General features: G+C 36.5%; 17 protein-coding genes. 7 read left to right on the top strand and 10 right to left on the bottom strand.

All coding sequences use genetic code 11. The features are described from left to right. Positions 1–69 precede the first annotated feature (69 nt). From RDV78_04580 to RDV78_04560, 5 genes are all read right to left on the bottom strand, one after another. On the bottom strand, positions 70–1,233 hold the full coding sequence (locus RDV78_04580) for an ABC transporter substrate-binding protein (protein ID MDS1029784.1): 1,164 nt from the start codon (positions 1,231–1,233) through the stop codon (positions 70–72). Between the two features lie 104 nt (positions 1,234–1,337). Continuing rightward, entirely contained in the window at positions 1,338–4,073 is a 2,736-nt protein-coding gene (locus RDV78_04575) for a UPF0182 family protein (GenBank protein MDS1029783.1), read from the bottom strand. 185 nt (positions 4,074–4,258) lie between these two features. Further along, positions 4,259–5,626, bottom strand: a complete 1,368-nt coding sequence (locus RDV78_04570; protein ID MDS1029782.1) for a PFL family protein — start codon at positions 5,624–5,626, stop codon at positions 4,259–4,261. 17 nt (positions 5,627–5,643) lie between these two features. Next, entirely contained in the window at positions 5,644–5,922 is a 279-nt protein-coding gene (locus RDV78_04565; protein ID MDS1029781.1) for an ACT domain-containing protein, read from the bottom strand. An 86-nt stretch (positions 5,923–6,008) separates the two neighbouring features. Beyond that, complete coding sequence (locus tag RDV78_04560) at positions 6,009–8,039, bottom strand: thioredoxin domain-containing protein (protein MDS1029780.1); 2,031 nt, start codon at positions 8,037–8,039, stop codon at positions 6,009–6,011. Between the two features lie 192 nt (positions 8,040–8,231). On the opposite strand from RDV78_04560, the gene RDV78_04555 reads away from it, so the two are divergent. From RDV78_04555 to RDV78_04535, 5 genes are all read left to right on the top strand, one after another. Then, complete coding sequence (locus RDV78_04555; GenBank protein ID MDS1029779.1) at positions 8,232–8,426, top strand: hypothetical protein; 195 nt, start codon at positions 8,232–8,234, stop codon at positions 8,424–8,426. 353 nt (positions 8,427–8,779) lie between these two features. Then, positions 8,780–10,333, top strand: a complete 1,554-nt coding sequence (locus RDV78_04550; protein MDS1029778.1) for a methyl-accepting chemotaxis protein — start codon at positions 8,780–8,782, stop codon at positions 10,331–10,333. 78 nt (positions 10,334–10,411) lie between these two features. Beyond that, on the top strand, positions 10,412–12,217 hold the full coding sequence (locus RDV78_04545) for a GGDEF domain-containing protein (GenBank protein MDS1029777.1): 1,806 nt from the start codon (positions 10,412–10,414) through the stop codon (positions 12,215–12,217). Between the two features lie 290 nt (positions 12,218–12,507). Then, a complete protein-coding gene (larE, locus tag RDV78_04540; protein ID MDS1029776.1) occupies positions 12,508–13,317 on the top strand; it encodes an ATP-dependent sacrificial sulfur transferase LarE in 810 nt (269 codons plus the stop codon). Between the two features lie 97 nt (positions 13,318–13,414). Further along, positions 13,415–13,657 (top strand): hypothetical protein, encoded by a 243-nt coding sequence (locus RDV78_04535; protein ID MDS1029775.1) that lies wholly within the window; start codon positions 13,415–13,417, stop codon positions 13,655–13,657. Between the two features lie 1,173 nt (positions 13,658–14,830). Here the strand turns inward: RDV78_04535 and phoU are convergent. The 5 genes from phoU to RDV78_04510 all read right to left on the bottom strand — a co-directional run bounded on the left by phoU (position 14,831) and on the right by RDV78_04510 (position 19,048). Next, a complete protein-coding gene (gene phoU, locus RDV78_04530) occupies positions 14,831–15,478 on the bottom strand; it encodes a phosphate signaling complex protein PhoU (protein ID MDS1029774.1) in 648 nt (215 codons plus the stop codon). Between the two features lie 33 nt (positions 15,479–15,511). Beyond that, positions 15,512–16,267 (bottom strand): phosphate ABC transporter ATP-binding protein PstB, encoded by a 756-nt coding sequence (pstB, locus tag RDV78_04525; protein ID MDS1029773.1) that lies wholly within the window; start codon positions 16,265–16,267, stop codon positions 15,512–15,514. Between the two features lie 10 nt (positions 16,268–16,277). After that, positions 16,278–17,198 carry a phosphate ABC transporter permease PstA gene (gene pstA, locus RDV78_04520; protein MDS1029772.1) on the bottom strand — a complete coding sequence of 307 codons (921 nt, stop codon included), beginning with the start codon at positions 17,196–17,198 and terminating at the stop codon, positions 16,278–16,280. Continuing rightward, positions 17,195–18,058 (bottom strand): phosphate ABC transporter permease subunit PstC, encoded by an 864-nt coding sequence (gene pstC / locus RDV78_04515; GenBank protein ID MDS1029771.1) that lies wholly within the window; start codon positions 18,056–18,058, stop codon positions 17,195–17,197. Before pstC ends, pstA begins: the two co-directional genes overlap by 4 nt. Positions 18,059–18,190: 132 nt before the next feature. Further along, complete coding sequence (locus tag RDV78_04510) at positions 18,191–19,048, bottom strand: phosphate ABC transporter substrate-binding protein (protein MDS1029770.1); 858 nt, start codon at positions 19,046–19,048, stop codon at positions 18,191–18,193. A gap of 285 nt (positions 19,049–19,333) precedes the next feature. Here RDV78_04510 and cphA point away from each other — a divergent pair, with 285 nt between their 5' ends. Together cphA and RDV78_04500 are read left to right on the top strand one after the other, a co-directional pair. Further along, positions 19,334–21,934, top strand: a complete 2,601-nt coding sequence (gene cphA, locus RDV78_04505) for a cyanophycin synthetase (protein MDS1029769.1) — start codon at positions 19,334–19,336, stop codon at positions 21,932–21,934. 433 nt (positions 21,935–22,367) lie between these two features. After that, positions 22,368–22,814: a MarR family transcriptional regulator gene (locus tag RDV78_04500; protein MDS1029768.1), complete on the top strand. Its 447-nt coding sequence runs from the start codon at positions 22,368–22,370 to the stop codon at positions 22,812–22,814. Positions 22,815–22,816: the final 2 nt, after the last annotated feature.

Here is a 22,816-nt window from a genome sequence, read left to right as displayed (position 1 = left end):
AAAAAACAGGAGGGGAAGAAACTTTTTAAAGCAGGTAAATAATAAGTATGAGAATTGATATTTGTCAATTTATTGAGGATCTACTTTAGTCTTATAAACAAATTTACCGTTTTCTACGCTTTTAACAATAGCTGTTTTAACTGCATCTCTATTAGCGTCGAGGGTAATGATACCAGTTGCGCCTTTAAAGCCTGATGTTTGAGCTAAAGCTTCTTTAATAGCTTCCGGATCTGTAGAGTTAGCTCTTTCAATAGCATCGATGGCAAGTTTGTAAGCGTCAAAGCCTAAAGCAGCAAAAGCATTAACCATTTTATCGGGATATGCTTTCGCATATTCATCAATAAATGTTTTAGATACATCTGTTACAGGTTCTTCAGCAGTAAAGTGGGTGCTGAAATAAATATCTTTTAAGTTGCCGACACGATTTAAGAAAACATCAGATTCCCAGGTATCCCCACCTAGTATTGGAGCGGTGATGCCCATTTCACGTGCCTTTTCAACTAAGATACCGCATTCTGTAAAGTTACCAGGAGCAAAAATTACATCTGGGTTTTTACTTTTAACTTCTGTTAATTGAGCTGAGAAATCCTTATCACCGGTGTTGTAGTTAACTTTAGCTACAATTGCATTTTCATTTTTGGTTAATTGTTTAAAGGACTTTTCAAAGTAGTTGTTTAAGCCTACGGAGTAATCTTGCTGTACGTCTTGAATAATAGCAGCTGTTTTAGCATGTAAAGTTTCCACAGCATACTTAGCCATTACAGTTCCTTGGAATGGATCGATGAAGCAAACCCTGAAATAGTAATCATTTCCTAAAGTAACTGCTGGGTTAGTAGGGGAGCAACCGATTACAGGTATTCCAGCATCTTTAGCTACTGGTCCCCCAGCCATGGCTAAAGAACTGCCGTAACTACCAATAATAACATTTACATTATCATTGACGAGTCTTTCTACAGCATTTGCTGCTTCTTGCTTTTCACTTTTGTTGTCCACAATGTCTAGTTCAACTTTTTTACCTAAAACTGTTGGAAATAATTTGTTAGCTAACTTGATTCCGTCAACAGTCATTTCCCCACCAGCAGCATTCATCCCGGTTAAGGGTTCGTAAACTCCGATTTTGATTACATCGGATTCTGCTTTGGTAGCAGTTTCCTGGCTTCCGCCACAGCCTGCCAGCAAACCTGTTGCTAACATAGCTACTGCAGTTAAAGCCGCAATTTTTTTCTTAAGCATACCAACACTCCTTCTCCTCTTTTAATTTAAAACAATGTCCACCAGTGATGCATACTTGTCTTTATTTTATACCTATTTACCAATTAAGGCAATGAAAAAAAGCCTTAAAGGTCTTTTACCTGATTTTCTAACTCCTGGAGTTTGTTCTTTAAATCTTGAATTTGTTTTAAAATAGCCTCTTTGGGATTAACTACTTGAGGTTTAGTTGTTTCCCCTGGTTGGGTAGACTGCTCTGGCAGCCCTGCTTGGCTAAAGAACTGAGCCACAGCCTTATCTAAAGATTTAGTTTCCAGTAAAACTACCTTTTTATCGATGGCAAAGACAATGGCCTGCATCTGAGGTATCGATGTACCTTGTCTTGCTGCTTTGATATAAATAGGTTCCACATAGACAAAACCGCCGTCAATAGGTACAGCTATTAAATTACCCCGGATGATTTCCGATCCTCCCTGACCCCAGAGAGTTATTTTGCTGGAGATGGTTGTATCCTGATCGATTAAACTTTCAATCATTAAAGGTCCCTGTATCTCCACATTTTTAGGTAGTTTATATAGTATTAATTCCCCATAATGCTCTCCATCGTTTCTGGCGGCCAGCCAGGCAATGAGATTGTTCCGATGCTGTTCTTGTCTGCTGGCTGGGGTGAAGGGCAGCATTAAAACAAATTCGCTATTTTTTTCTCCTGGTAGTCGCATAATTGAATAATAAGGTTTAATATTTTCTGTGTTTCCGTCAACTACTTTTTTAGCTATATCCCAGGTATCTTCTCTGTTATAAAAAACAGAAGGGTTGGTAACGTGAAAATTAAGCAGAACATTGCTTTGAATATTGAATATATCTTCCGGATAGCGCAAGTGTTCAGCTAAATTGCTAGGCAGCTCTGTGCGATTTTTAAAGACTCCGGGAAAAATTTTGCTAATAGTTTTAATCAAAGGATCCTTTTCATCAAAAACATAAAAATTTACGGTGCCATTATAGGCGTCAACTACAACTTTGACGGAGTTGCGAATATAATTTAAGTTCCCAACTGGGGAAGAATAGGGAAATTTATTAGTATGAGTATAAGCATCAATTATCCAGTACATTTTTCCATCAGCTGCGGCAACCAAATAAGGGTCTTGATCATAAAGCAAATAGGGCATTAAAGTGGAGACTCTTTCTGTAATATTCCTTTTCATTAACAGCTTGCTTTCAGGAGTAATTTCTCCTGCTAAATAAAACCGAAAAGTATTAAAGTAAGCACTTAAAAAAAGCTTGTTTAAAGGAGTAAATGCTAAGCCGGTTTTTCCTCGGTAAATGTTTTCCGCATTGTTTTCTCCTAGAGGGTAATCAAACTCTTTAGCAGTTGTATTGCCAATTACATACCCGTATTTTCTATCATTGGTCAGTTCGCCAAAGTAAATGCGAGGCTCTTTTATCTCAAAGCCCTTTATGCTAGATTGGGGGGGAACATCTTTAACAATTAACTTGGCATAACCGGACTCATCGATTTCATTAGCCAAAGTTGCAGCTAAACCATAGCCATGGGTATACCGCATAGTCAAATTAATAAAAGTATTAGCCTTTTCCGTTAAAGCCTCATCAGATATTTCCCGAGGGCTAAGCAAAACTTGTCGGTACTTGCCATCTAGAGTGTAGCGGTCTATATCAATATCGTGAAAACGGTAATAGTAGCGTAGCCCTTGAATTTGGGAAAGCACTGTTTTTAATGGCTCAGGATCATTTAAACGGATATTTTCCATGGTAGATTGGTTGTTTTGCACATTTTTATAGGTAAGTGCTGCATTGCCTGGATAATCTTTAATTTGAATATTGTTTAAGTTATATGCCAAACGTGTAAATTTAATTTCCTGTTGAATATAAGGTTGTTCCTTAAAGAATTCGTTGTTGCTTACATTGTATTGGATAAAACTTTGGAGCCCTGCGCCGACACCACTAATTATTAGATATAGGGCTATAGGCCAAAGAATTAAACGGTGATCGTTGCGAAAAAAGTAAATAATACTAGCAATACTGGCTAGCAGCGCTACTAAGGCAAGTATTTTTGCTAAAGGGATAGCTACATGAATATCCGTATAGCCTGCACCATAAACATAGCCAGCTTGGGAATTAAGAAATTCATAAATAGAAAAGAATTTTTTCAGCCCAATTAAAGCAAATAAGACTGCTAGTAAAATACTCCAAAAACGCCGAATGCTCCTTGGTATTCCTAGGGACCCTTTGCGGAAAATATTGCCCCAAACATGAATTAAGCCTGCTACTGTAAAAAAGATGATACTGATTGCAAAGATAACAAACAAAGAAGAGTTAAGGGAGTTTAGAACAAAATTGAAAAAGGGCATTTGAAAAATATAGAATCCTACATCCCGATTAAAAACAAACTCCTTTAAACCAAAAGAGGTAGCATTTTTAAACTGGAGCAGTTTCATCCAACCACTTTTAGTTGCACTAAAAGCTAGGATCGTGCTTAGAACAAAACTAACGAGAATTAGGAAAGGATAAATTCTTTGATAGTTAATAGGAGTAATATTGTTTTCCGCCTCATCAGCATTAGAATTGATTACTCTCCAATGAAATTTACCGCTGATAGGTCGATTTTCCTTTTCGGCTTTTTTAAAAACTCCGACAGCAATAATCCCCATGCTGGACAGAATCAGAAAATAAATCAAGAAAGCAAGAAGCCCAATTTGGAATTTGGCGGCAATTGGAATCAAGAAAAGTTGTGTATAGCCAAGATCTTTAAACCATTGGTAATGTACATATAATCCGGAAGTTACTTTGATAAATAAAAAAAGCACTATTAAGAACAGAAATAGTCTGCCTACAAAATTTTTCCTCACTGCTACATCTCCTTTCTATACTTAACTTAATATAATAATAATAAATTCCATATAAAATCTTTTAATCCTTTAAGCTAAAATTAAGGTAAGATGATATTTTTTGATATAATTGTCAATAAATATATCGAAGTTGGTGAACAACTCAACAAAATAAGAAGCCTGGCTAATGCCAGGCTTAAATTAATTTAGTTTGTTAAAGCATTAATGGGGGCAGGTATCCTGCCTCCTCGTTTCACAAATACATTTGAGTTGTATTGATTAACAGACATAACAGGGCCATTGCCTAATAAACCTCCAAAAGGTACTTCGTCTCCTGCCTTTTTGCCAGGAGCTGGAATAACCCGTACGGCTGTAGTTTTATTGTTAATCATGCCAATGGCAGCTTCATCGGCAATAATGGCAGCAATTGTTTCCGCTGTCGTATCTCCTGGAACTGTAATCATATCCAGACCTACTGAACAAACGCAGGTCATGGCTTCTAGCTTCTCAATGCTCAATGCTTCAGCTTTTACCGCCTCAATCATGCCTGCATCTTCACTGACAGGGATAAAAGCTCCACTTAAGCCCCCTACATAGGAGGAAGCCATAGAGCCTCCTTTTTTTACAGCATCGTTTAACAGAGCTAGTGCCGCTGTTGTCCCATGGGTGCCGCATTTTTCTAAACCCATGGCTTCTAAAATATTAGCTACACTATCCCCAATAGCAGGAGTAGGAGCCAGGGATAAATCTACAATACCAAAAGGAACATTTAGTTTCTTAGAAGCAGCTCTGCCAACTAATTCACCCATGCGAGTAATTTTAAAAGCAGTCTTTTTAATTACATCTGAAATTGTTCCTAAATCCGCGTCTGGGTATTTACGGACCGCATTTAAAACAACGCCAGGCCCGCTAACACCTACGTTGATTACAGCATCTGGTTCCCCTACTCCATGAAAAGCGCCGGCCATAAAAGGATTGTCTTCAGGAGCATTGCAGAAAACTACCAACTTAGCGCAGCCTAAACCATCACGGTCAGCTGTTAGTTCAGCAGTTTTTTTCACAATCCTGCCCATTTCTAAAACAGCATTCATATTAATACCTGCTTTAGTAGTACCGACATTAACTGAAGAACAGACTCTCTCAGTGGTGGCCAAAGCCTGAGGAATAGATTTAATTAATTTTAAATCCCCGGGAGTTGTGCCTTTATGTACTAGAGCAGAAAATCCACCAATAAAATTGACTCCAACATCTTTAGCCACCTTATCCATAACTTCGGCGTAAGGCAGGCAATCTTCCGTTTCTGCAGCTTCAGCAATTAAAGCAATAGGAGTAACGGAGATCCTTTTATTGATAATTGGAATACCATAAGCAGCAGCTATATCTTCTCCCGTTTGCACCAGCTTTTCAGTATACCTATAAATCTTGTCATAAATTTTCTGGCAAGATATTTTCACATCTGGGTGGATACAATCTTTTAAATTTATTCCCATAGTAATAGTACGAATATCTAAATTTTCCGTTTCAATCATACGAATAGTTTCCATGATCTCGCTAGGATGAATTGTTAACGGCATGTACAAACTTCCTTTCCTTAGATCCGATGCATAAAACTAAAAACGTCTTCATGCTGGATCGTAATCTTGACCCCAATTTCCTCACCATATTTATCCAGTTGTTTTTTAATTTCATTTAAACCTGAGGATGCCTTAGACATGTCGCCAATTAAAATCATTGTAAAAAAGTCCTGCATTGTAGTTTGGCTAATATCTAATACATTGACATTTTGCTTAGCTAAAATGTTAGCAACTCCGGCAATAATACCTACTCTATCTTTACCTACAACGGTAACAATAACTTTGTCTTTCGCCATTTTCTTAAACTCCTTATTCCAAGATAAGACATATTTTAACAACCATTGTACTATACTTTAGGCTCAAATACTAGAATATTTAATCCCTATATTTGAAGCTGCAGCAATTCTGCCAATTTGCCGGGCTCTGTTGTTGGTTGCTGACAAGTATAGTTTTGGCAGAAGTATGCAGTAGCTTTTCCCTGGATGGCTTTTCTTTCGGCTAAAGCGGGCAACAATTTAGGCAATTCAGGATCAGCATTTTCCGGACTATTCATTAAAACTATTTCTGGAGTAAAGTTAGAATTAATTATGCTTAACATGCTTTGGACATCTTTGCTCTGAGGATCACCTATAATTACAACTTCTGCAGCTTTATCAGCAAAAAAGACAGCAGTTAAAAACTGGGTATAGATATATGGGGAACTAGCAACATTCCCACCAAATACTTTGAACATATTATGAGCCTTAGCTTCCAAATCTCCATTTCCCGTAAGGTGGGACAAGCGCAACAGATTTAAAGCTGCTACGGAATTGCCGGAAGGCAAAGCACCATCATATAGTTCTTTTGGTCTACCAATTAGTTCCTCGCTATCACTGCCGTACTGATAAAAGCCTCCTTCTTTTTCATCCCAAAAAAGCTTTAGTAAATCTGCAGTTAATTTTAGGGCTAGCTCCAAATAGTCGGTTTTAAATGTAGCTTGATAAAGTTCAATTAACCCCCAAATAAAAAAGGCATAGTCGTCTACATAAGCTGCATAAGCAGCTTCCCCATCTCGGTACCTTGCTAAGAGCCTGCCATCTTTTCTAATTAGATTTTTGGTCAAGAAGGCCGATGCTTTTTCCGCCGCTCTAGCATAGCCGGGGTCCTCCAGGACTCGAGAGTTAAAAGCTAAAGCAGCTATCATCAGTCCATTCCAAGCAGTTAAAATTTTATCATCCTTATGGGGGTGGATTCTTTTTTCTCGATAGGCAAAAAGTTTTTCCCGCTCAGTTTGAAATTTATCTGTAATTCCTGCGTTAATTAAATTTGGAATGCTTTTTCCTTCAAAATTACCTTCTGAAGTAATATCATAAAGGGCACAAAAGTCACTGCCCAATGCAGGTCCTAAAACTGTTTCTATTTCTCTGGGGTCCCAAACGTAAAATTTGCCTTCTACTCCCTCGGAATCTGCATCTTCTGCAGAATAAAAAGCTCCCTCAGGAGAAGTCATGTCTCTCAGCACATAAGTAAATATTTCTTTCACTACCCTGGCATAAAAAGGTTTCTTAGTAGCTAGATAAGTTTCACCAAAGGCAATAGCTAAGAGAGCGTTGTCATAAAGCATCTTTTCAAAGTGAGGTACAAGCCATTTGTTATCCGTAGAGTAGCGGGCAAAACCAAATCCTATATGGTCATAGATACCTCCTCGATACATACTTTCCAAAGTTTTTTCAACCATTGCTAGGGCATTTTTTTCCCCTGTCAGCTTCCAATAGCGTAGTAAGAAAAATAAATTATGGGGTATAGGAAATTTAGGTGAACTGCTAAAACCCCCATATTCCGGGTCAAAAGCATCTACAAAGTAGTTATAGGCTCTATCCAAAACTTTTTCGTCTAATTCTCCTGTCCGATGGGTAAACATTTGAGTATTGACGGCTGTAGTGATTTTTTCACTAGATTCCACCAACTGTTCCCGTTTACTGTCCCAAGCTGAGCTGATATTTTGTAAAATTTCCATTAAACCAGGCATCCGGTAACGACTATTTTTCGGAAAATAAGTTCCCGCAAAAAATGGCTTTTTGTCTGGGGTCATAATAATAGTAAGGGGCCAGCCCCCCTGCCCGGTTAAAGCTTGGCAAACAGTCATATAAATAGTATCAATATCGGGACGCTCTTCTCGGTCTACTTTAATGGAAATAAAATTCTCATTTAAAACTTTGGCAACTTCCTCATCTTCGAAGGATTCTCTTTCCATGACATGGCACCAATGACAAGTGCTGTAACCAATGGAGAGAAATACCGGTTTGTCTTCTCTTTTTGCTTTTTCAAAGGCTTCCTCACCCCATGAATACCAATCTACGGGATTGTGGGCGTGTTGGAGCAGATATGGCGATTTCTCATTTATCAGCTTATTTGTGTATTTATGATCAGTCATTTTTTCAACTCCTCAAAAAGTTATTCATTTTATTATTACCCGAACCCCGGAAATTAAATTGTAATACATAGGTAGTTGAAGGATTTAATAGCAGGAGTTGACCGAATGCGAGAATTATCTGGAAATATGATAATCAACAAAGAACAGTTTGATAGATTGCTTTTATCTACAATGTAAAAAGGGGAGGTGAAAATGATGACTAGTCGAGCGAAAATATACTATTACGAAAAGAGCAACATTCATGGTGGCAAAGAAAATAAATTGATAAGATTGAGGTTGAAGAGTCAAAATTGGATACGTTTTTGCGGCATCCGGATAGCAATGTGCAAATTGCCAGTGTTTAAGGTAACATATGATGAAATAAAAAAAGCTGCTTACGTTTGGTAAGTCTTTTTATTTTGTAAAATTTACCTTATTTAATATAATCTTAACAAAAACTTAAGGTGACTACAAACATTTTAAATTATGCTGAATTAAACATTTATTCAAGGAGGAGAATTCAACTGAAGATAGCAATTTCAGTTTCTCAAATACCGCTTACAAAATATCTAATTTCTTTGCTCAAAAAACTTCGGGCAAAATTTAAGAAAATAAGTTTCAAAAGTATCAAGACAAGAATTGCTTTAAGTTACATCATCATTTTTTCCCTAACTCTGTGTATAACAGCAAGCTCTATTCTTTCCATCTCCCAAATAAAAGCTCTGAACAATACCTTTATTAATCATACTTACCAAGGTGTCATGGCAGCTAAAATGATTCAAAGCAAAATGTTAGAAAGAATAAATTACTTCCAATATTATTTACACACTAATGACCAAGTATATTTAGAGAAATATTATTCAGCTGTCAAAGAACAACAGATTTGGGAAGGTAAGGCCAAAAAATTTTTAAAAACTAGTCAGGAACAGAAATTTAGCGCAGAAGTTTTAACTGCAGAAATTCAATTTTCTGCTATTGAGAGAACTGTTATTACTATTAAGAAAGCAGGACAAGATGAAGTGGCCATTACTACTTTTATCCATGATGTTATTCCTTTGAGCAATAAAATAGTAACAGCATGTCAAAATTTTGTTGCACTTCAGGAAACGCAAATGAATAAAAATAGCCGCCAAGTAGCAGTTATCAGCAATAATTCTTTGCTGCTCATTATTTTAATTACGGTTACGTCCCTTGTGCTAAGCTATGGCAGCAGTTTTAAAATTACCAAAAACCTGGCAGCTTCCATTGCAGATTTAATTAAGGCTACGAAAAAATTAGCAGAAGGTAATTTAACGCCGATAGATCAGAAAAATTCCGTTGACGAGATAAACCTTCTGGTACAGCACTTTAATTCTATGGTGACTAGTTGGCGACAAATGATTGAAAAAATTACGCAAGCTTCGACAAGTGTAGCTGCGACAAGTGAGGAAATGTCTGTTACCTCTAGCTCCATTGTAGATGATATTACTAGTATTTCCAATAAAGTACAGATCCTTACAGATGGTATTGTGGATCAAGCAGATAGTATTGAAACAGCCAATCGGGATTTAGGACAGATTGATCACAATTTAAACGAAATAAATCAAAAAATCTCTAGCGTAAATGATTTAATTGCTGAAACAGAGGCTAATACCCTAGAAAGCAATAAAAGTGCCCATACAGCAGTGAGAAAAATGCAAAGAATTGCAGACGGACTAGATCATTTAACTCTTTTTGTTGATGATCTTTTGGAAAGCTCTAAATACATAGAAGAAATCACGGCCTTTATTAATGAAATCTCAACTCAAACGAGTATCATATCGTTAAATGCATCCATTGAGGCAGCACGAACGGGGGTTTCGGGAGCTGCATTCGGCGTTATTGCCGAGGAAATAAGAAGTTTAGCGGAACAATCATCAGGGGCGGCCCAACAAATCAATGAGCATATTAAAAATGTTCAAATTAAGATTAAAGAGTTAACAGTAATTGTTAAGAAAACAGGAGGGGACGTTCAAGATGGTGTAAATACGATTACTAATGTCAGCGGCTTGATGAAGCAAATTTCCGATTCTATTTGCAAGGTGAAACAGCAGGCAGAGTCCGTGACTAAGTTTACTAATAAAAGTGCTGCTTATAGCTCCGAGATATTAGAAATGTTTACAGCTATTAATAAAGTTTCTAGGCAGATTAAAACTATTGCTCAGGAAGTAGCCGGAATAACCAATGAACATGTCCGGCTGGCGGGAAAAGTATCAGGTTTTTCCCGGGAGTTACAACTGTTGTCCCAAACTATGAATAAAGACACATTGAAATTTAACTTGACTGACTTGGTGTAGCTTGGCATTTATAGCTCTAGGTTTGATTTGAAATCTGCTAAAAAATATTAAATTTTATATTCAAGGAGTGTAAGTCCCATGCTAAATTTTTTTGGCAGTAACCCCCTGCAAAACTCCAGAATTACGCGTGAAGAACAGTTGCATTCTGATTTAATAAAAATTATTCAGGACGAGTCGATAGAGATTGTATTCCAACCAATTATTAATTTGCTGAATGGAGAAGTTACTGGTTATGAAGCTTTAAGCCGCGGCCCTAAGGGGACAGACTTGGAAAAACCGGAGATGCTTTTTGCCACAGCTAGAAAGTATAATTTATTATTTGAAATCGAATTTTTGTGTCGGAGGAAGGCTCTGGAAAAAGCCTGTCAATTTGGCATTAAAGAACTTTTATTTCTCAATGTAGATCCTAATGTGGTCAAAGATCCCCGCTTCAAAAGTGGTTTTACGAAAGAAATGCTGGAAATAAATAACCTTAAACCCAGTCAATTAATTTTTGAGATTACAGAAAAAACAATTGTGGAAGATTTTGTTACTTTTACAAACACTTTAGACAATTATGCCAGACAGGGCTATAAAATTGCTATTGATGATATGGGGTCCGGCTATTCTAATTTACGTATGATTGCCGAAACTCATCCCCATTTTATTAAAATTGATCTGGAATTAGTCCGCAATATCGATAAAGATCCTTTGCGCAAATCACTGCTTAAATGTATTAGCGATTTTTCTATGGATACGTCCATCAAACTTATTGCCGAGGGCATTGAAACCGTTGACGAATTAAACACATTAATGGATATTGGAATTACTTTGGGTCAAGGATTCTACTTGCATAAACCATCTCAAGTGCCGGCTAAACTCACAGCTGATATGAAAAATTTAATTTGTCGGCAACAAGCTATTAAAGGCAAGCACGCCATGATGTCGTCTTTGAACATACCGGTTTGGGAAATAATGCGTTTTGACATTTGTATTACGGAAAGTATGCCTAATTATAAGGTCAATGAAGTTTTTCAAAACAATGCAAACTTGCAAGGGATAACTGTTGTAGATGGAGCAGTACCTGTAGGTTTGATTATGCGGAATAAATTTTATCAACGGTTTGCCAGCCAGTATGGCGCAGCTATCTATATGAAACGTCCTGTTTCCTTGGTTATGGACAGGCACCCGTTAATTGTTGATTGCAATGCTTCAATTAACTCTGTATCCAGATTAGCCCTAACACGCCGTGAAGATAATTTATACGATTACGTAATTGTGACCAAAAATGATAACTATGCGGGTATAGTTACAATCAATCGTTTGCTGGAAAAAATAACTGAAATCGAATTAAATATTGCTCGCAATGCCAACCCTTTAACAGGACTGCCCGGTAATTTGTGCATCGAAAAAGAACTGGAACAAGTTTTAAACCAACAAGACCAATGTTATATCTTATATTTTGATTTAGATAATTTTAAGGCATATAACGATGTCTATGGCTTTGAAAATGGAGATAAAATAATTCAGTTAACTTCCAGGACAATTTTAGAGAACATGAAAAGGTTTTCTTTTAAGCAGTCTTTTTTAGGACACATCGGGGGTGATGATTTTATTGCGATTATTTATGGGCTTAATGTGTCCATAAATACACTGTGCCAAGCAATAATCGATTCTTTCGATCTAAAGGTTAGACATTATTATAAAGATGAAGATCAAAAGAGAGGCTATATTTTAGCCAAGAATAGAAAGGGAAAAGAAGAGAAGTATCCCATAACTACTATTTCAATTGGTGTTTTAAATTATCAGGGTAATAATTTTAAAAGCATAATTGAAATAGGTGAAGCTGCAAGTCGGTTGAAAAAAGAATGCAAGGCTCGGCTAGGCAGCTGCTATTGTTATTAAACTAATAAATTTCTAACTATTAACTAAATAAATATATTTAGGAAGTATTGCAAAGGTTAAAAATGGTCAGTTAGTAGTGAAACAAAAATATAAAATTTACGTCTATTTACATAAAAATAAATGGAGTTGATTTAATGATTAAAAAGAAATCTTTAAATTTTACTTGTCTATCTTTATTGGGAACTTTAATTTTAGCAACAAGCAATTATGCATTTACTAGTCAGACTTAAAGTAGAATAGACAGTATGTCATTATTGGAAAAAAACATGTGAATAATAGAGAGGATATTTATGACCATTAAAGATAAATATACAAACTTAATTGCAGATCTTAAAAGAATGAAAAAAGTGGTAATAGCTTTCTCCGGAGGAGTAGACAGTACCTTTTTACTGAAAGCGGCTCAGGAAGCCCTAGGAGATAAGGTTAAAGCAGTAACAATTCTTTCACCCTATATTCCCCAATGGGAGGTAGCTGAGGCCAAAGATTTTGCTCAAAAAATAGGTGTAGCTCATACAATTATTGAAGTGCCAATTATTGCTGAGATCAGGTATAATCCTCAAAATAGATGCTACCTTTGCAAAAAAGCAGTTTTTCAAATGATTAAGGAGTTAGCCCAGGATGAAGGTTATAGTTACGTTATTGACGGGACAAATTTTGATGATCTGGGTGATTATCGGCCCGGGTTAAAAGCATTGCAGGAGCTAAATATCAAAAACCCTCTTTTTGAGTGTAAATTAACGAAAGAAGAAATAAGAAGTTTATCCAAAGAGTTGGGATTAAGCACCTGGGATAAACCACCTTATGCCTGCCTTTTAACAAGGCTGCCCTATGGAGATGAAGTAAAAGCAGATGATTTAATAAAGATTGAACAGGCTGAAAAGTTCATGATGAGTCTAGGCTTTAGAGCAGTTCGAATAAGATGTCATCGAAATCTAGCCAGAATCGAAGTAGCCAAAAAGGATAGAAAAAAATTGTTTGATGAAGATCTTCTTGATCAAGTTGCCGCTAAGTTGAAAGAACAAGGCTTCCAGTATGTAACTATGGATTTAGAAGGCTATCGGGTAGGCAGTTTTAATGAAGTACTCACCCGGGGGTTATGATAAAAATGCTTGTTTTTAAATATTCACACTATCTTAACAGTAATATAAGTATAATTTTAACTTAAATGTTTTATCGTTATAAAAAAGGGAGGTGAAAATGATGACTAGTCGAGTGAAAATATACTATTACAAAAAGAGCAACATTCATGGTGGCAAAGAAAATAAATTGCATAAGATTGAGGTTGAAGAGTCAAAATTGGATACGTTTTTGCGGCATCTGGATAGCAATGTGCAAATTGCCAGTGTTTATAAGGTAACATATGATGAAATAAAAAAAGCTGATACATCCACATTAATACTAAAAAATTCCAATGGATCTAGAACAAATACTGGCTGTTAATGCATTTTAAAAACAGAACAACAACATTTTTTTGAGGCTTACGTGGTAAGTCTTTTTATTTTGTAAAATTTACTTTTATACAGATCACTTTTGATTCTGGCAGTTTTACTTATGCTGATTGGCTTATTTCAATATGTTTCAAATTCTTTCCATCCCGTACTTTAGGTCCTGGTTAATTGAGCCTAAGATTATTTTTTATGGAAGCTTTTAGTAGGTGGTGCTTTATTAAGTATATTTAAACAAGCTCAATCTAACACAGTGAAAATATGTATAATTATTCAATATTCGACATTTTTTACTGTTCTTAATTTAATTTGTTAGATAAAATGTAAAAAAAGTAAGCAATTTCTATTTACTTACTTAAGATAAAGATAAAAATTTTTAATTATGAGAGGATTAACACTATGTCAAAAGTAAGTTCGAAATCAAGCCATTCTAATGTTAAATCTACAAAAAGTACGGGAAGTTATGCTGACTTTAGACAAAATGGGTTTTAGATATTGGCCAACACCAATATATATTATTTTCTGTTTAAGTTTGTTTTTAATATATACTGCTGTTATACGTCGTAATACAGATAGAAAATGTTTGATTATAATATATTTAACATCAGCACTTGAGACATTTTTTGCAGCATTTTCTAGGTTCTTTGGAGAAAAAGGTAGTTTATATAGCAAATATCTTACTTATTGTGACACAGCAGTTTGTATAATATTTGCCATTATATTCTTCGAATTATTATATTGTTTTATTTCTAAGGGTGATAAAAAATCAGGGTAATCATACTTAAAAAATACGATGGTGGATTAATTGCATTTCCTATATTATTAGGATTAGCAATTTATTTAAATGCTATTTAAGCTACTGCAAATGAATACGTATTTTAAAAATTATTCTATTTGTAAAACCAGATATCATAAAAAATACGTGTTTATTGATTATATAATAGCTAATATTAATACTTATTACTTAAATGGCCCCAACGCAAATGGTTATTACTGCGATCAGTCAAACGGCGTAGTTTCCATTTGTACAATACCATTTAGTTACTCCTTGCACGGCGGAAAGTTAATTTTTAAATAACATTTTGAGTATATCCGTGTTATTTGCATAGTATTATTATTACATAGTTAAAAATCCTAAGCCTTTATTTCGGCTTAGGATTTTTGACTGCTAGGGAACCCTTTTCCCGGTTTTTAAATAAATGACACCCTCGGCAATGTTTGTAGCATGGTCGGCAATTCTTTCTAAATTAGTTGCTACAGACAGGAGCCCAACGGCAAAATCAATTATGTCAGGTTCTTTTTTCATTACTTGCAACGTTTTTTGGTGGATTAAGGTAAATAAATCATCTACTTCATCGTCTTTGGCAATTACTTTTTCTGCTAATTCAGCATCTTGATAAGTGTAGGCATCCAGGCTCATTCTAAGCATGACTTGGGATGAGTTAGCAATAAGATCTATTTCCTCCATTTTTAAGATAGGTGTGCCTGTAATGTGTTTAGTTACTTTAGCAATATCCCCGGCATGGTCCCCTATTCTTTCAAAATCAGTGGCGATTTTTAAACAAGTGCTTACTGTTCGCAGATCCTTGGCAATTGGCTGCTGCAAGGCTAGTAAGCGCATGCCCTTTTCTACAATTTCCAGTTCAAGATTATCTACAATATCGTCATCGACGAGCACTTTTTCCGCTAATTCTACATCCAGGTTATTTAAGGACTCTAAAGATCGGCTTACTGCTTTTTCAACGGCTGCTCCAATTTTACTAATTAACAAACCTAACTCATCTAAGTCATGTTCGAAAACATGTCGTACAGTCAATTTAATCCTCCTCCTAAAATTTAACCCAAAGTATCAACCAAATCTGCCGGTAATGTAGTCCTCAGTTCTTTGGTCCCTTGGTGTAGTGAAAATCTTTTCAGTTTCATCATACTCAATCATTTCCCCGTTCAAGAAGAAAGAGGTGTAGTCCGAAACCCGTGCTGCCTGCTGCATATTATGAGTAACCATAACAATGGTGTAATTCTCCTTTAAATCTTGAATCAGTTCTTCTATTTTTAAAGTAGAAATAGGGTCAAGAGCAGAGCAGGGTTCATCCATTAAAATCACTTCTGGCTCCACAGCTAAAACCCGAGCTATGCAGAGCCTTTGCTGCTGCCCTCCAGATAGGGCATGAGCTGAATCCTGTAACCTGTCTTTAACTTCATCCCAAATAGCCGCTGCCTGTAAACTTTTTTCCACGATTTCATCTAAACAGTTTTTCTTCTTTAAGCCGTGGGCCCGAGGGCCATAGGCCACATTATCGTAAATAGACTTAGGAAAAGGATTGGGCTTTTGAAAAACCATGCCTACCCGTTTGCGCAGTTCAACTACATTTACCTTGGAATCGTATACATCCTCCCCATGAAAAAGGACTTTGCCCTGGATTTTAGTATTTACAATTAAATCATTCATTCTATTTAAAGTGCGTAGAAAAGTTGATTTCCCACAGCCGGAAGGCCCAATGAGGGCAGTAACTTTGTTGCGCAAGAGAGGTAGATTAATATTTTTTAAGGCTTGTTTCGAACCATAGTACAAGTTGAGGTTTTGAATATCAAATGCAGTGTTCATTTTTATCCTCCTATGCTGCTGGGTTGGTAAAACGTTTAATAAGCTTATTAGTTAAAAGATTCATTAAGAATAAAGCGACAATTAGCACAAATGCTGTTCCGTAAGCATTGTCCATGGAAATACCCTCATAGGAAACAATATATAAATGGACAGGCATAGTGCGCCCTGGGTCTAACAAAGAGCTGGGAATACCTAAGGAACTGCCGGCAGTTAAAACAACTGCTGCTGTTTCCCCAATAGCCCGGCCGATACCTAAAATAATCCCGGTCATAATTGCCGGTAGAGCCACAGGCAGTACAACATTTTTAATGGTGTGCCATTTCGTAGCACCTAAGGCCAAGCTTCCTTCCCGATAAGCATTAGGCACGTTTTTTATGGCCTCTTCCGTAGTCCGAATAATAATTGGCAAAATCATCAGAGCCAAGGTTAATCCACCGGACAGCAAGCTCCAGCCAAGTTCCAGGTAAACAACAAAAAAAGCAAAACCGAACAAACCAAAAACGATGGAGGGGACTCCAGCTAATGTTTCTGTGCCAAAGCGGATAACTTTTAAGAAGAAGTTTTCTTTAGCATATTCAGTCAGATAGATACTGGCGGCAATGCCTACAGGTGCCGCAACTAAGATGGCAAATCCGGTCAAATAAACTGTAGAGACGATGGTGGAGAAAATACCTCCGCTGCGTCCCATATTCTTGGGGTTGTCAAAAAGAAACTGGTAGTTGACAACGTGAAAGCCATTTTTAATGATATAGCCAATAATGATCAAAAGAATTCCTATCGTGGCAAGACCAGCAGACCAAACCAAGAATTTTGCTAACTTCTCAGTTAGGTAACGCAGCTCAAAGCGAGAAATGCTTAACCCAACTGATCCTCCTTTTGGCTCAGTAAGGTTAGATTGATAATTTATTTCTTTAGCGTCCATAGTACTCATCTGGCCAGGACCCTCCTTTTCATAATCAGGGTAAGTGTAATGTTCAGGGACATAACCATTAGGAGCAGCACTACACCTGTAGCGAAAAGTGCTTCCCGATGGAGGCCTGATGAGTAAGCCATTTCCATGGCGATGTTGGCAGTTAATGTTCTAACTGGCTCTAAAAATGAGCCGGGTAGTTTGGCAGCATTACCGATAACCATAATCACTGCCATGGTTTCCCCTAAAGCTCGCCCCATACCTAAGACTACTCCGGCTAAAATACCTGAGCTGGCAGCTGGAAGGATAACTTTAGTTATTGTTTGCCAATGGGTTGCCCCTAAAGCCAAAGATCCTTCCTTATATGCTGGAGGAACAGCGTTAATAGCATCTTCAGCAACGCTAATAATTGTCGGTAAAATCATAATGGCTAGAATCACCGAACCGGCTAAAGAGCTATAGCCAAAACCTCCAAAGACACGGCTAATTAGGGGCACGATTACAATCATGCCAAAAAAACCGTAAACAACTGAAGGAATTCCTGCCAGTAACTCTATGCCGCTGCGTACAATTCTACCAATTTTAGTAGGTGCAAATTCAGCTAAAAAGAGAGCGCAGAGTACTGCCAAAGGAATACTAAAAATAAGTGCACCTAATGTCACATAAATAGAACCAATAATCATAGGGAAAATACCAAAAACATTGGATGAAGGAAGCCAATCTTTGCCTAGTAAGAAATTTGTTAAACCAACTTCTTGTATTGCTGGCAACCCTTTTTGGAATACGAAAAGAATAATTAAGAATACTGCCAGGATAGCAGTTAGAGCACTAGTAAAAATAACCTTTTCAATTATTTTTTCGGAAAAATTTTTTTGCAAAATTCTCCACCTCTTTAGAGTTCTGCTAAATATACAAAAGCAAATAGGCTCGTTAAGAACCTATTGCTTTTGTTGCTAATTGTTTTGAATAAAGTAGTTAGTTATTATAGGAAGAGCAAGATAGTCTAAGCTTTTTTATTTTACCGCAATGAATTCCTTGCCTACGATATTTTGACCCTCTGGGCTTAAGACGAAATCAATAAATTCTTTCACAGCACCTGTAGGTTCCTCTTTTGTTAAAAATAAGAAGGGTCTTTGCAACTTATAAGTTCCAGCGAGTACTGTTTCTTTAGAGGGTTTTACTTGATCAATGGAGACGGCTTTTACGGTATCGTCAATGGCACCTAGGGAGATAAAGCCAATAGCATTTGCATTTGTGGCAACTCCTTGTTTAACTGCACCTGTGCCATTTTGTACAATAGCACTGTTGACAATGGGAATTTCATTGCCCTGAGCATCTTTACCCATTACTAATTCCTGAAAAGCTCCTCTGGTTCCTGAAGATTCTTCACGGGTGATAACGGCGATGGGAGCATCTTTACCGTTAATATCTTTCCAATTAGTAATTTCACCAGCGTAAATTTTTTGTAATTGATCCTTGCTAATATCAGTTAGACTGTTTTGCGGATTAACAACGATGGCAATACCATCTTTAGCAATGGCAAATTCTTTTAAAGGTTTTTCTTCGGGTTTTAATTCTCGAGAAGAGGTACCAATGTCAGCAGCACCGTTACTAGCAGATTCAATACCTACGCCGGAACCGCCGCCTTGAACATTAATTGTGATATTTTGATGTGTTTCCATAAAAGCATCTGCTAATTCCTGTGCTACAGGTTGGACTGAAGTAGAACCTGCTACAGTAATTGTGGTCTTTTCCTCAGAGGCTCCATTATCGCCGCCTTCAGTTTTGCTGCCGCCGCAGCCAACTAAACCTGCTGTTAGAATACCTAGAAGCATCATTACTGTCATGATTTTACTTGCTTTTTTTAACAAATTATTACACCCCTTTAAATTTTTCTTGAGTATAATTATGCAGTCCTACTGTTAAGAGAATATTAAGGACATGTTAATAAATAAAGAAGTATTGTTAAGATTGTGTTGCATAAAAAACGCGCCTGTAGATGGCGCTTACAAAAACAGCTGTTAAATTAGGATTTTTCAACATTATCATGATATTAATTACACTTCCTATTGTTGGGTACATTCCTTATAATTTCAAAAATATTTCTTTAGAAATTCTAGCAAAATAGTTACAGAAAACAATAGGAGTGAATTCCTTTGGAAATACAACATTTAACATCTTTTGACGGACCCAATATTTTTAGCTATAAACCAACTGTTCAAATGATTGTTAAGTTAGGAGATTTAGTAGATACACCAACTAAGGAACTAAAGAATTTTAACGAAAGGATTATTAAAATGTTCCCCGGGCTTGTGGAACATAAATGTTCCTTGGGCTGCCGGGGAGGATTTATTCGACGGCTGCAAGAGGGAACTTACTTAGCCCATGTTACAGAACACCTTTGTCTGGAAATGCAGTATTTGCTGGGTTATGATTGTAAATTTGGCAGAACAAGACAGCTCAATGATGATGTATATCAAATTATTTATGGCTGTAAACATCCAAAAGTTGGGGAGGAATGTGCCAAAACAGTCATTAATATAATTAATCAATTAATTATGGATTGTGAAATTCAGTGGGAAAACGAACTAAACAGATTAAAGACAACATGCCTAAATTATGAAATGGGATTTAGTACCAGAGCAATTGCTGAAGAAGCTAGAAAAAGAGGAATTCCCGTTTCTGATATAGATAATAGTGGGATTTTGCGTTTAGGCTACGGCAAATATCAAAAAATTATAGCTGCCACTCTCTATGAAAATACTAGCAGCGTGGCTGTAGATATAGCTTGTGATAAAACTTTGACTAAGTATCTTTTAAATGAAGTTTCTATTCCAACTCCCCCAAGCTGCAGATGTGCAACAGTCGACGATGCTTTAAATTTTGCTCAAGAATATGGATATCCACTAGTTTTAAAGCCCAATAGCGGACATCAAGGACATTCCGTATGTACAAATCTAAGTTCCCCAGCTGAGCTCAGCAATGCTTTTAAGCTGATGTTAAGCAACGATGTAGATGATATTATAATTGAAAAACAAATCCAAGGTAAGGATTATCGTGTTTTAGTAATCAATGGGAAGGCAGAAGCAGCAGCTTTACGTGTTCCACCATTTATCAAGGGAGATGGAAAGAGCACAATTAAAGAACTAATTGACCAATTAAACCAAGATGAACTAAGGGGTTTCGGACACGAAAAAGCCCTTACTAAAATAGAAGTAGATGATTTGCTGAAAGATTTTATATCAAAGCAAGGGTATACTATTACTTCAATTCCTGCCAAGAACAAATTAGTTTATTTAAGGGCTAATGCTAATTTGAGCACAGGAGGTATGGCTATTGATTGTACAGATTTAATTCACCCCCAAAATAAAGAGCTGGCAGAAAGAGCGGCCAAGGCTATCGGATTGGATATTGCCGGAATAGATATTATTAGCCCCGATTTAGCAATTCCTTTAGTAACCAATCAGGGAGCAATTATTGAAGTTAATGCCGCACCTGGAATTAGAATGCATTTAAAACCATTTAAAGGGAAAAGCAGAAATATTGTTGCTCCTATTTTGGACATGATTTATCCGCCAGGGAAGCCAGCTTCCATTCCCTTAATTACCATTACCGGAACTAATGGCAAAACTACAACTACTAGAATGATCGGGCATGTTTTAAAAAAGGCTAAATATAATGTTGGGATGACAACAACCCACGGTATATATTTTAATGATAATTGTTTAGAATACGGAGATACTACTGGACCCAGAAGTGCTAAGAAGGTTTTAAATAATCGGCTGGTGGATATAGCCGTTTTGGAAACTGCTCGCGGAGGAATTTTGAGGGATGGCTTAGCTTATGAAAAAGCGGATATTGCAGTATTTACAAATTTAACTAATGACCATTTAGGAATAGATAATATTAACTCCTTGGAAGATTTGTTAAATGTTAAATCCTTAGTGATTGAAGCAGTGCATAAAAATGGGACATGTGTCTTAAATGCGGATGATGAATGGGTTATGAAGGTGAAAGAAAAAGCCCAAAGCAACATTATTTTATACTCAACCCGGCCTCAAAATCCTTATTTATTACAACATGTCCAAAATGGAGGAGAAGTTATCTACCAAAGTGGGGAGTACATCTATTACTCCAACGGGCATGTTGCTCAGAAAATTATTAAAGTACAACATATTCCAGCAACTCTCAACGGCAGTTTAAAACATAACATTTATAACAGCTTAGCAGCTATTGGAGCATTAAAAGCTTTTGGACTGCCATTGGAACAAATTGAGACAAGTATGCAGAGTTTTTACTCTGATGAGCGGACAAACCCTGGAAGATTTAATATCTATGAAATTAAAGATTTTAAAGTAATTTTAGATTATGGACATAACTTTGATGGTTATAAATTTACTATTGAAGGAATCAAAAATCTTCAACCAAATAGAATGATCGGAGTAATTGGAGTACCTGGTGACCGCAGAGATGAGGATATTAGGCAAGTAGGTGAACTGTGCGGGGAATCTTTTGACTATTTAATTATTAAAGAAGATAAAAATCTTCGTGGAAGGAAAAGGACAGAGGTAGCTAATTTATTATACGAAGCAGCAGCTCAAAAAAATCCCTTTTTAGAAATTATTTTAGAGGAAGAGATAGCTTTAATTAAAGCTCTGGAATATGCTCAAAAAGGAGATATTATAGCTGTATTTTTTGAGGAATTTGAGAGCTTAGCTAAAATTCTTAATAGCAAAATAAAGAATTTGCAAGTTTAAGATTGAAGGTGTTTAAATAAAATCCCTGCTTTTAAAAAATTGCCTTCTACTAGCCCCGAAAGAGTATTTGTAGCTCAGCTGGACACTACAGGCCAATTGTATATTGATAAGAAAGCAGATTGGGAAGGATGGAAATGAAATAAAGGCGGCTTAATTGCTGCCTTTTTTAGATTTAATTAGCTTTATCCTGAGAATAATTAATCCCGGCTTCCAATAATGGCAGCTGGTTTTTGGCTGCCTAAAAGTCAAAAAGCAGTAAATATGATGCTTCAGCGCCTAGTAAATACCTACGATCGCTGAATGCCGGGGCAGGAGTCTATACTATTATCTACAGCCACATTGACAGTGCTCTAGTTCTTAGCTAAAATATAGTAATAATTCTAACAGTCATAATTATGACCGTTGGGAATATGACTACTTAAGAGGTGCTGTAATGGAACTGGAACAAGCTAAGGAATTGCATTCACTTATGTTTAAGTTTATGGGTATTTTTCATGAAAAATTTATTGCACATTTTCGGCGACATTTTCAATTTGAACCTAAACTAAAGAAAAATCATGGCAAAACAATTCACATTTTATACCAGCATGATGGCTTAACTGCTACAGAATTAGGTAAAATGCTGGACCTAGAAAAGGGAGGGCTGACTACAATTATTGATCAGTTGGAGGAAATGGGTCTCGTCAAACGTGTGGTAGACTTTGATGATCGGAGAAAAACCTTGTTATTTCTAACTAGGGCTGGAAGAGAGCAAATGGACCAAGCTATTGAAGAGCTCACCAGCGGCTTTTCGAATATTTTTCACGGGGTTAGTCCGGAAGAAATAGAAGACTTTATGCTTAATTTAAAAAGCGTAGTTAATTTTTTGCAAAAACTATAAAA

This window comes from Bacillota bacterium LX-D, assembly GCA_031628995.1.
GTDB lineage: Bacteria > Bacillota > DUOV01 > DUOV01 > Zhaonellaceae > JAVLUO01.
This window is presented reverse-complemented; position numbering and strand designations above follow the sequence as displayed.